11 protein-coding genes are annotated in these 10,920 nt (G+C 36.8%); 6 read left to right on the top strand and 5 right to left on the bottom strand.

Translation table 11 applies throughout. The features are described 5' to 3' along the window. The first annotated feature begins 85 nt into the window (after positions 1-85). The 6 genes from JEM65_RS21000 (at position 86) to JEM65_RS20975 (ending at position 5,642) form a co-directional block, all read left to right on the top strand. Positions 86-1,120 carry an AI-2E family transporter gene (locus JEM65_RS21000; protein ID WP_199603684.1) on the top strand — a complete coding sequence of 345 codons (1,035 nt, stop codon included), beginning with the start codon at positions 86-88 and terminating at the stop codon, positions 1,118-1,120. 99 nt (positions 1,121-1,219) lie between these two features. Next, positions 1,220-1,453, top strand: a complete 234-nt coding sequence (locus JEM65_RS20995) for a thioredoxin family protein (RefSeq protein WP_199603682.1) — start codon at positions 1,220-1,222, stop codon at positions 1,451-1,453. Positions 1,454-1,795: 342 nt separating this feature from the next. Further along, a complete protein-coding gene (locus tag JEM65_RS20990) occupies positions 1,796-2,398 on the top strand; it encodes a MarR family winged helix-turn-helix transcriptional regulator (protein WP_199603680.1) in 603 nt (200 codons plus the stop codon). 228 nt (positions 2,399-2,626) lie between these two features. Next, a complete protein-coding gene (locus JEM65_RS20985) occupies positions 2,627-3,811 on the top strand; it encodes an asparagine synthetase B (protein ID WP_233530774.1) in 1,185 nt (394 codons plus the stop codon). Positions 3,812-4,277: 466 nt separating this feature from the next. Then, a complete protein-coding gene (locus JEM65_RS20980; protein ID WP_199603678.1) occupies positions 4,278-4,547 on the top strand; it encodes an EF-hand domain-containing protein in 270 nt (89 codons plus the stop codon). Positions 4,548-4,565: 18 nt separating this feature from the next. Beyond that, complete coding sequence (locus tag JEM65_RS20975; RefSeq protein WP_199603676.1) at positions 4,566-5,642, top strand: adenylate/guanylate cyclase domain-containing protein; 1,077 nt, start codon at positions 4,566-4,568, stop codon at positions 5,640-5,642. Between the two features lie 19 nt (positions 5,643-5,661). Here the strand turns inward: JEM65_RS20975 and JEM65_RS20970 are convergent, their stop codons facing one another. From JEM65_RS20970 to thrS, 5 genes are all read right to left on the bottom strand, one after another. Next, positions 5,662-6,474 carry a phosphatase PAP2 family protein gene (locus JEM65_RS20970; RefSeq protein WP_199603674.1) on the bottom strand — a complete coding sequence of 271 codons (813 nt, stop codon included), beginning with the start codon at positions 6,472-6,474 and terminating at the stop codon, positions 5,662-5,664. A gap of 177 nt (positions 6,475-6,651) precedes the next feature. Further along, positions 6,652-6,999 (bottom strand): 50S ribosomal protein L20, encoded by a 348-nt coding sequence (rplT, locus tag JEM65_RS20965; protein WP_199603672.1) that lies wholly within the window; start codon positions 6,997-6,999, stop codon positions 6,652-6,654. 102 nt (positions 7,000-7,101) lie between these two features. Further along, on the bottom strand, positions 7,102-7,299 hold the full coding sequence (gene rpmI / locus JEM65_RS20960) for a 50S ribosomal protein L35 (RefSeq protein WP_133758826.1): 198 nt from the start codon (positions 7,297-7,299) through the stop codon (positions 7,102-7,104). Positions 7,300-7,363: 64 nt separating this feature from the next. Next, positions 7,364-7,855, bottom strand: coding sequence for a translation initiation factor IF-3 (gene infC / locus JEM65_RS20955; RefSeq protein WP_246139224.1), 492 nt, complete (start codon positions 7,853-7,855; stop codon positions 7,364-7,366). A 93-nt stretch (positions 7,856-7,948) separates the two neighbouring features. Then, positions 7,949-9,892: a threonine--tRNA ligase gene (thrS, locus tag JEM65_RS20950; protein WP_199603670.1), complete on the bottom strand. Its 1,944-nt coding sequence runs from the start codon at positions 9,890-9,892 to the stop codon at positions 7,949-7,951. Positions 9,893-10,920 lie beyond the last annotated feature (1,028 nt).

Raw genomic sequence — 10,920 nt, 5'->3', positions numbered from 1 at the left:
GTTTTTGTCATGTACTAAAAAATTTTTATTTAAATTCCGAGCACTTTAAGATTATCTTTGCAAAGTTTTAAAAAAATGTTGCCTCATGGACAAAAGACGTACAACCAATTTATTGCTTTTAGTTATTGTTGTGCCACTAGTTTTTTATGTACTGAAAATCTTGTCGTTCATCTTTATCCCGTTGGCATTCTCAATGTTTATAGCCCTTTTGTTCTTACCATTGATGCGTTGGTTGGGAAAAAAAGGCGTCCCAAAATATGTCAGTATTTTTATTGTCATTCTTCTGATTTTGCTGGGGCTTGGCATGACTGCAGAATTAATTCATCTTTCCAGTAAACAAATTTTGGCTTCAGACAGTACGTTTTTTGCACAAGCAGAAGATAAACTGCGCAGTTTAAAAGATTCATTTGAATCGTATTTTGGCGTGGAATTGGGCAAAAATGGAAACATTATGGCTCAAATTGCTGAAACTAAGAATATCGGATCAGTAGTTGGATTTGTGGGCAGTTTTTTAAGCATGTCCCTGACCACTGCATTCTTTACAGTGCTTTGGTTGGCAGAGTCGATAAACGTTCAGAAGTTGTTGAATGCAACCTTATTAAAACAAAAACACACCTCTGTAAAAACCTTCCTTAAAATTGAAAACGACTTAATAAAATTCATAAAAGTAAAGTTTTTAGTAAGTCTAGGTACCGGGATCTTCACCGGTTTGGCCTGTGTCTATTTTGATGTGAGCTTTCCAATTTTCTGGGGACTATTCGCCTTTGTCATCAACTTTGTACAAATGATTGGGTCATTTATTTCGGTGATTAGCTTGTCTTTATTTGCCTTCGTGGAGTTGGACCCTACTAGCACATTATTCTTCTTTGTACTTACCATAACCCTAGTTCAAGTTGTTTTTGGTGCTATTTTGGAACCCATTTTTATGGGTAAATCTTTTGCCATTAACATCATTGCTGTATTAGTTATGTTGATGTTTTGGGGATTTATATGGGGAATTCCGGGCATGATCATGTCTATTCCAATCACCGTGTTTTTAAAAATCATTCTTGAACAATTTCCAAACACAAAAATTATAGCTGGATTACTTTCCGGGAAAGAACTAAAAATTACCCGATAAGCGTAGTCAAATACTGTTAAAATCATAAATCTGTTTGTAATAGTTAGGAATCCTAACTATATTTATAAGACAACAGTGTAAATTTTAAATACATGTATTATGGAAAAATCAGTTTTTTATCACGCAGGATGTCCAGTATGCGTAAGTGCAGAACATGACATTATTAATTTAGTAGGAGCGTCTAACGTTGATGTGGTTCACTTAGGCAAAGACAAATCGAAGATTGCACAAGCTGAGCGTGCAGGAGTAAAATCTGTTCCGGCCTTATTAACACCTAACGGGCATGTGTTGCACATTAACTACGGTGCCTCAATGGCTGATGTTAAAGGTTAGTTCAAAGGTAATGTTAGGATTTTAGAGTTAATTTGAAATCCTAGCATTATAAAATATGTCATCATTGTACAATATCTATATCTAAAAGTCAATTCCCTTAAATGCATACTATCTAATTTTCTTTGCAATTTATAGGTCGTAGAAATTGTTCTACTCAACAAAGCAAATATGAACCCATGCGGATATATTTTTCTAATATATATGGTAAATTGTTTTGTGAATATATGTGGATGGATTTCAAGTGCTTAATTACTACTATATAGATTGGAAACAGCACAATTGTTATTTTAGTTGGTCCAAAGCTTATAATTTTAGACACCCTATCATATTTAAAACATACTTATGAAGCACAGTGTATTTAACACATCTGAACAACAAATGGATGTGGCTAGTAAAATTGTTGTAGGATTAGAACGTATTTCAGAAGTATTTAAAGTGCTGCTTTGGGAACATGGCAAGGCTATCGGTCTGAGCCCCATCCAAATTCAAATCCTCATTTTTATAGCCTATCACAATTACGAATTTTGTAGTGTGAGCCATTTGGCGATGGAATTTAATGTTTCTAAACCTACAATTAGTGATGCGGTAAAGGTTCTTGAAAGTAAAAAGCTTATTGTAAAGGAATTTTCACCTAACGATAAAAGGAGTTACAACATCCAGCTTTCTGAAGAAGGAAAGGAAACAGTAAAACATACCGAACATTTTGCAAATCCAATCAAGAAACAACTTTCCGATATTGAGGGACTGGATAATTTTTATGAGTTATTAAGCAATTTGATTTATAAATTACATACTACTGGCTTATTAACTGTTCAGAGAATGTGTTATTCCTGCAAATTTTATGATAAAAATGAAGGTGGCCACTATTGTAAGTTATTGGAAAAGCCATTATTAGCAACAGATATTCGTATGGATTGTCCAGAATTTGAAAGTGTAGCTTCATGAATAACAGCCTTAACTTCAATATTTTTCAAAAGCATTTCAACAAAGCTTAAATTTTAAGTATCTTTCAATATGTAAATACTGATGAATACATGAAATAGATGCAGGTTTGTTGCGCTGTTTGCTGTACTCGTTTAAGTTTTAAAATATATCCTTTTGAATAGAATATTTATACTAGTGGCTTTCATGCTCTTCACGGTGAGTGGTTTTAGTTCATATCTACTGGTGCCAATGGATGCTGAAGGTCAAAAAGATCATCTAAAGGCGTACGGCGTAACGTATTGGACCCTAGAAAAACAACTCAAAGTAAAATGGTTACTCAACTACCGTGGGGGATCATTTTTGCTACCTGATATTCCTGAAATTCAGCGGGAATGTCAAATTAGAGGGGTGTCTTTTGAAGTCATTTCTGATGCAAAAACCCAAGAGATTCTCGAATTAATCAGCAGTCCATCTCAGAACATGGAAGCTGTGGTCTTAGAGAAAGCACCAAAAATTGCCGTGTATTCCCCAAAAGGCAATCCACCTTGGGATGATGCTGTTACCATGGTGTTGACCTATGCCGAAATTCCTTATGAAACCATTTATGACGAAGAAGTTTTAAATGATGCTCTAGTGCTTTACGATTGGCTTCATCTACACCACGAAGATTTTACCGGACAATACGGGAAGTTTTATCGAACCTACAAATCCGCGGCGTGGTATATTGAAGAGAAGCAACAATCTGAAGCCTTAGCTACAAAATTGGGATACGACAAAGTATCTGAAGAAAAATTGGCGGTGGCCCGAAAAATAAACGATTATGTGGTTGGGGGCGGTTTTATGTTTGCCATGTGCAGTGCTACGGACAGCTTCGATATTGCCCTAGCTGCTGAAGGGGTTGACATTTGTGAGCCCATGTTTGATGGCGATGCCAGTGAACCAAACTATCAAAGTAAATTGGATTTCAATAAAACCTTTGCGTTTAAAGATTTTATTTTAGAACGTAATCCCAATGTCTATGAGTTTTCATCCATTGATATGACGTCTAAACGTCAAATTCCAATGACTACAGATTATTTTACATTAATGGATTATTCGGCTAAATGGGATCCAATTCCGACCATGTTATGTCAAAATCACACTGCTTTGGTAAAGGGTTTTATGGGCCAAACAACGGCTTTTGCGCGGGAGCACATCAAATCAAATGTACTTGTTATGGGTGAAAACAAAACGAATGGCGAAGCAAAATACATTCATGGTATAAAGGGAAAAGGATTTTTTACCTTTTATGGCGGCCATGATCCAGAAGATTATACCCATAAAGTAGGCGATCCCAAAACGGAACTAGAGTTGCATCCAACCTCTCCTGGCTATCGCTTGATCTTAAATAATGTCTTATTTCCTGCCGCTAAGAAGAAAAAGCAGAAGACCTGATTTAAGTATTATAGATGAGTGGGGTTTATAATTTTAAAAATTCGTGGTTATTGCGGTATTTGAGATAGTGTTGTTAAGCAATAAGTTAAGACTTAAAACGCTATCATTCTATTTTTGAGTTTAGATTGAAAATACACCCTAGCGTGTTCTCCAGCGTTGGTAGAAAATGTTTTCAAACAATCACATTATATATTATCTTTCATCAGTGTCCGATAAAACAAGTAAAAAGTTTGCAACCCTCTTAAAGCATAATCTGGTTCGAGAACTTAAAAATGACACCTTGTTTTTGAAACCAATTTGACTTAGAGTGATTGGGCAAATTTAATTTAGAATAACTACTGTTTATCAGTTAGTTAAAATCAAATCTTTGTTCCCCGCCTGACGGCAAGGGCAGGTTTATTCTATAAGCGCAGCGATCTTAATTCTTTATCGGACAATAATGATTATCTTTAAACTAAAACAAGTAATGTCTACCAAAGAAAAAATATTAAATAAAATCCAGATCCTTATTGCCAGTAATTTTAAGACACCAGAAGAAGCGTTCGCATTTTTTGATGCGGATAAGGATGGCAAACTCTCAAAAAAGGAAATATCAGAGCTGCTTCAAAAGGCAGAAATCAACGGACTTATCAGAGGTTTGGTGACTTCTAAATTGATTGAGGGCTATGATAAAGATGGTGATGGGCTGGTCAGTTGGGAGGAGTTTAAAACTGCCATTGCCGAAATTAACGATTAACCTATAAGCCCCCATCGAATGCTATACTACATTAAACAATTTTTCAAATTATTCTTCGCTTCTGTATTATTTTGGTCATTTGCATTTTGTTTTTTTATCTTGATACGCTACCTAGGTAGGGAGCAAGAGCAAGTAGATGCCATCCAGCAAAGTAAAGTCTTACCTGTTTCTGAGTACTTATTATTTGGTGTATTTCTAGGAGTAATGGTCGCTATTGTATACACGATTGTGGAATATGCATTTGATAAATTTCTATCTAAGGCTCTTAATCTGGGATTGATACTGGTGATCAAATCGATCATTTACCTTTTATTCCTGATCTTTTCACTGACGATTATAGCGTATTTAGCGGAAGATTATATTGGGGTCGATTTTCCAAATCATACAGGATGGTGGATTTCCAATAAAATATTCTGGATGGTTACGGCTTATTTTATCATTTGTTCCTTGTTGTTTTCATTCATTAGGCTGGCCAATGATAAATTTGGAAAGGGAATTATGTTCAAAATGCTCATCGGACGTTACAAAAATCCGAGGGAGGTAGAGAAAATATTCATGTTTTTAGACATGAAATCGTCTACCGCACATGCTGAAGAACTTGGCCATTTAAAATATAGTATGCTTATTCAGGACTGTTTTTTCTATCTCAACAAGATTATTAATAAATATGATGCTGAAGTATATCAGTATGTCGGTGATGAAGCGGTGCTAAGTTGGACGCCAAAAAGAGGCATCAGACACCTCAATTGTATCAAATTATTCTTCGATTTTGACCGAAAATTGAAACGACATTCTAAGTACTATAAGAAAAAGTATGGCATACAGCCAGAATTTAAGGCAGGTTTACATACAGGAAAGATTATTATTGCAGAGGTAGGAACCGTAAAAAAGGAACTGGCATACCATGGGGATGTCATCAATTCTACATCGCGCATTCAGGAAAAATGTAATGATTATAATGAGTCCTTATTGATATCTGAAGACTTAATGAACCAATTACAGTTAACCTCTAAGTACGAAGCTATTTCTCTAGGTGATGAACTATTGGATGGCAAAACTGAAGAACTCAAAATTTTTGCCATCCATAGAAAGTAAATGGGGGGTGATGTGTTTGTTAAAATTTGTAGGACATGGCTACACCAGTGTACTCATCACCTAAGAAATTACGGCCCGCAGTTGGCGAAATCCTGAGCGATGCATCTTTTGTTTTGTGAAGTTCAGGAACCAATATCCCTGTAGCAGCTCCCAAACCGTACCCTATTAGTACATCCGTTAAAAAGTGTTGGCCAGCTTTTATTCTAAAATATCCGACTGTTGCAGGAACAGCAGCAGCGGCAGCCCATACAAAAAATTTGCCTTCAGCATCAGGATTAAAATCGGAATATACTTTAGCAGCATAAAAGGTAGCTGTTGCAGATGCAGCCACGTGACCTGAATAAAAAGAACGTTGGCCATTATTGCTGATTCTTCTGTCTGTGTCTAAAGTTTCATCATAAACATATGGGCGCGATTTATCAACTAAACCAGCAGTTATTGTAAATAGGGCAGCAGTGGTGGCTAAACTTTCAAAGTACATTCCTATAAATTGGCCTGTATGGTCATTAATTCCGTCATTTAATAATAATGCAAAAGGCGCTGCAAATGAGATTGCAAATGGAATATCACTAATGGCACTTGCACTTTCTGAATTGTAGCCAGCAGCCCATCGGTTTATACCACTGATGTCTTCTTTCTTTAAAGAATTGAGTTCTTCTAGCGTGAGGCCTTCTTTGTCTTGTATAAGCATCAATCCATAGGCACTACCACCTAATCCGGCTCCTAACCAGATACCATCTTTTACCCAATTCCATTCATATGGGGAAGCGTTCTGTTGTGCATGTGATATGATTGCAACTAATAATGTTACGATAAAAAGGATTTTTTTCATAAGTAAGGTTTAATTTAAGGTTATAATTTTTGGCGAAAATAGATTACAGCTACATAGTTAAGTAACGTGTATCGATTAAAAGTTAACTCAATATTTTGATATAACACAAAAAAAATTCCGGTTCATGAAGAACCGGAATTTTATAAGCGAAATGTGGTTATTATTTTGGCGAAACGCCTATTTTTTAATGTTTTTTGCAATGGCTTCAAAAGCATCCGGGTTGTTCATTGCTAAGTCAGCAAGAACCTTACGGTTCAAGCCAATGTTGTTAGCTTTAATTCCACCCATAAACTTTGAATAAGACATTCCGTGTAATCTGGCTGCTGCATTGATACGCATAATCCATAATGAACGGAAATTTCTCTTGTTTACTTTACGGTCTCTGTACGAATATAACATCGCTTTATCAACCGCGTTTTTGGCTACTGTCCAAACGTTTTTACGTCTTCCAAAGTATCCTTTTGCTTGTTTAAGAACCTTTTTTCTTCTGGCTCTTTTTGCTACTGAATTTACTGATCTTGGCATTTCTTAATTGTTTTTTGTAGTAGGCGGTCTATTAGGACACTTGCTAAATTGTTTTGCCTATCTCCAGGGTTTATACTATTGTTTTAACCAATTAAAATGGGGTTACTTTAAACGTAACATCACTTTAACATTATTCTCGTCTGCTTTATGCACCAAAGTGTCATGTGTCAGAGCGAGTTTACGCTTTTTGGATTTTTTAGTCAAGATATGACTCTTAAAAGCGTGCTTTCTTTTAATCTTCCCAGTGCCCGTTAGTTTAAAACGTTTTTTGGCACTAGACTTTGTTTTCATTTTCGGCATTTTCTCCTAAATTTAAATTTACTTTTCGCTTATTATCTTTATACCTATAGTTTCCTATGTGTACTTATTTCTTTTTTGGCGCAATGAACATGGTCATACGCTTACCTTCTAATCTTGGCATTTGTTCAACCTTACCATATTCTTCAAGATCTTGGGCTAATTTTAGTAACAAAATTTGACCTTGCTCTTTAAAAACAATTGAACGTCCTTTAAAAAACACAAAGGCTTTTAGCTTTGCACCTTCCTTCAGAAACTTCTCAGCATGTTTCTTTTTGAATTCGTAATCGTGATCATCTGTTTGAGGACCAAAACGTATTTCCTTAACAACAACTTTAGTCGCTTTAGACTTAAGAGCCTTATCGCGTTTCTTTTGTTCATAGAGAAACTTCTTATAATCCATGACCTTACATACAGGCGGATCAGCTTTTGGTGATATCTCTACCAGATCTACACCCTGCTCTTCAGCCATTGCTAAAGCTTGCCTAGTGGTGTATATACCAGTTTCAACATTATCTCCTACAAGTCTTACGTTCTCGGATCGAATGTTTCTGTTAATTTTATGTTGCTCCTCTTTTTCAGTTCTTTTGAAGCTACCTCTGTTTCTACGAATTGCTATGGCTTATATATTTTTTAGTTAAACTTAGTTTGCCTATTTAAAGGTTTTTAATGTCTTTTTTACTTCTGTGTCGACAATTTGAGAGAACTCTTGTACACTAATCATGCCTAAGTCTTCTCCGCCATGCTGACGCACGGTAATCATGTTTTCGTTTTCTTCATTCTCGCCTACAATAATCATATAAGGGATTTTGGCCATTTCCGCTTCACGGATTTTCTTGCCAATAGTCTCATTTCTATGATCAGCGAGGGCGCGAATTTCGTCATTTTCTAGCAAATTTAAAACTTTTTCCGCGTATTTTTCATATTTCTCACTAATTGATAGGATGATAACCTGCGTTGGCATTAACCAAAGCGGGAAATTTCCTCCGGTATGTTCTAACAAAATGGCTACAAAACGCTCTATACTTCCAAAAGGCGCACGATGAATCATGACAGGTCTGTGCAGTTCATTATCACTACCTTTATAGGTAAGGTCAAAACGTTCTGGTAAATTATAATCTACTTGAATGGTTCCCAGTTGCCAGTTTCTGCCTAAGGCATCTTTGACCATGAAATCCAACTTCGGACCATAAAACGCTGCCTCACCAGTTTCAACCACATAGTTCAAACCTTTGTCAATAGCAGCATTTAAAATAGCCGCTTCAGCTTTTTCCCAATTTTCATCACTACCTATATATTTCTCTGGAGTATTTGGGTCTCTTAAGGAGACCTGTGCGGTAAAATTTTCAAAACCTAATGAACCAAATACATACAGCACCAAATCAATGACATCTTTAAACTCTTTATCCAATTGGTCAGGCATACAAAAAATATGTGCATCATCTTGTGTAAAGCCTCTCACACGTGTTAAGCCGTGGAGCTCGCCACTTTGTTCGTAGCGGTACACTGTACCAAATTCGGCATAACGTTTAGGGAGCTCTTTATAAGAGAACGGTTTGGCATTATAAATTTCACAGTGGTGAGGGCAGTTCATTGGTTTCAACAAGAACTCTTCACCTTCAGAAGGTGTCAGAATGGGCTGAAAACTATCTGCACCATACTTTTCGTAGTGACCAGAAGTCACGTACAATTCCTTCTGACCAATATGCGGTGTGACCACCATTTCATAACCAGCTTTCTTTTGTGCTTTCTTCAAAAAGTTTTCGAGTCGTTCACGCAATGCGGCACCTTTTGGTAGCCATAATGGCAGGCCTTGGCCCACTTTTGATGAAAACGTAAACAATTCGAGTTCCTTTCCTAGTTTACGGTGGTCGCGTTTTTTAGCTTCTTCAAGTAAATTGAGATATTCCGTCAGGTCTTTCTGTTTAGGAAAAGAAATGCCGTATACACGCGTTAACTGTTTGTTCTTTTCATCGCCTCTCCAATACGCACCAGCAACAGACATGATTTTAACGGCTTTGATAATCCCAGTATTGGGGATATGTCCACCTCTACACAAATCTGTAAACGTAGCATGATCACAGAATGTAATCGTGCCGTCTTCCAGATTTTCAATCAGTTCTACTTTATATTCATTGTCTTGCGCTTTATATAAGGATAAAGCTTCGTCTTTAGTAACAGAACGCAAGTTAAAGTCGTGCTTACCTCTGGCAATCTCCAGCATTTTTGTTTCAATGGTCTTAAAGTCCTTGTCAGAAATGGTGTCTTCACCTAAATCAACATCATAATAAAAACCATTTTCAATAGCGGGACCAATGGAAAGCTTTACTCCAGGATATAACTCTTCAAGTGCCTGCGCCAAAACGTGAGCTGAAGAATGCCAAAAAGCTTTCTTCCCATCTTTGTCGTTCCAAGTATATAATACCAAGGTACCATCAGTGGTCAATGGGGTATGGGTTTCAACCGTTGTACCATTGAAATTCGCTGAAATCACATTTCTGGCAAATCCTTCACTTATACTTTTGGCAACATCCATTGGCGTTGCATTGTTCTCAAACGGTTTTACACTTCCGTCTGGTAGCGTTATATCAATCATATATATCTTACTAATTAGGTTGACAAAGATAAGAGGTTATAAACTTTCATACAATATATATATAGGTATAATATAGATGACCTAAAATTCTCTACGCTGAGAGATCCATTAGCAGTCGTTATCTATCTATATATAGAAGCACTCCAAGCGACAAGATCTCTAGAACAACATTTAAATGGTCACCTATCATATATAGGTAACAAGCGTCGCTATGTTTTTGGTCCTATTTATATAGGTGGCCCATTAGGATGACGCAACAGCAGGATGCTATTTAAAATCCACCTCGAAGTTTAAATATTCGTCTTATGTACTGACGCGTATTCTTTTTTGGGCGTTCGGCCCGCCCTCTGGGGCAGCCCGCCGCGCTCTCGCCCCTCACTTTTTGCGGTCGCCGGGGCGCCCGCAAAAGAGTTCAAGCAAGGGCTCCATCGCTAACGCGGGCCTCCGGGACAGAACAGGCCAGGGGAGTCGGAATGTTTTTGGGTTTCTAACGCATTCATTTCCAGAACGGAGAAAGAAACTTCAAAAAAAGAGCACGATTAGTTTGTTTGCAAAGTAAAAAGGGTTGTATATTTGCACCCCGCAAACGACGTGGTTACGACCACTGAGCTAACGGAAAAGCGTTCATTACCATCTTAAAATAGAGAAGCAGAAATTTTCAAAAAAAATGTTTTGCGGAACGAAAAAAGGTTGTATGTTTGCAGCCGCTTAAAACGGCAACGTTTAAAGCGGGAAGTTCATTAAAATAATGTTTATTGTAAGTTGATTAGAGTGTGAAAAAAAACTTTTAAAAAAAACTTATAAAACATTGTGGGAATTAAAAAAGGGTTATATATTTGCACCCGCTTAGCGATTGAGTTCGCTGAGAAAAACGAGAAATAAGTTCATTAACATATTGGATTGACAGCGTAGCGAAGTACTGGAAACGGTATTAGCACAATAAAGAACAAACCATTTTGAGTACCAAACATTAAATTTCCTTTGGTCGTTGAAAAGTACTGAACTATAAGTTCAAAAAAATTAACGAT

Source organism: Gelidibacter salicanalis (assembly GCF_016469035.1).
GTDB classification, from domain to species: Bacteria; Bacteroidota; Bacteroidia; order Flavobacteriales; family Flavobacteriaceae; genus Gelidibacter; species Gelidibacter salicanalis_A.
Note: the sequence above shows the minus strand (reverse complement) of the source record. Positions and strands in the feature narration are given on the sequence as shown.

Bases quoted from the DNA above. Each gene is read 5' to 3' on its own strand.
- JEM65_RS21000 (WP_199603684.1), top strand. From the start codon at position 86: ATGGACAAAAGACGTACAACCAATTTATTGCTTTTAGTTATTGTTGTG.
- JEM65_RS20995 (WP_199603682.1), top strand. From the start codon at position 1,220: ATGGAAAAATCAGTTTTTTATCACGCAGGATGTCCAGTATGCGTAAGT.
- JEM65_RS20990 (WP_199603680.1), top strand. From the start codon at position 1,796: ATGAAGCACAGTGTATTTAACACATCTGAACAACAAATGGATGTGGCT.
- JEM65_RS20985 (WP_233530774.1), top strand. From the start codon at position 2,627: ATGGATGCTGAAGGTCAAAAAGATCATCTAAAGGCGTACGGCGTAACG.
- JEM65_RS20980 (WP_199603678.1), top strand. From the start codon at position 4,278: ATGTCTACCAAAGAAAAAATATTAAATAAAATCCAGATCCTTATTGCC.
- JEM65_RS20975 (WP_199603676.1), top strand. From the start codon at position 4,566: ATGCTATACTACATTAAACAATTTTTCAAATTATTCTTCGCTTCTGTA.
- JEM65_RS20970 (WP_199603674.1), bottom strand. From the start codon at position 6,474: ATGAAAAAAATCCTTTTTATCGTAACATTATTAGTTGCAATCATATCA.
- rplT (WP_199603672.1), bottom strand. From the start codon at position 6,999: ATGCCAAGATCAGTAAATTCAGTAGCAAAAAGAGCCAGAAGAAAAAAG.
- rpmI (WP_133758826.1), bottom strand. From the start codon at position 7,299: ATGCCGAAAATGAAAACAAAGTCTAGTGCCAAAAAACGTTTTAAACTA.
- thrS (WP_199603670.1), bottom strand. From the start codon at position 9,892: ATGATTGATATAACGCTACCAGACGGAAGTGTAAAACCGTTTGAGAAC.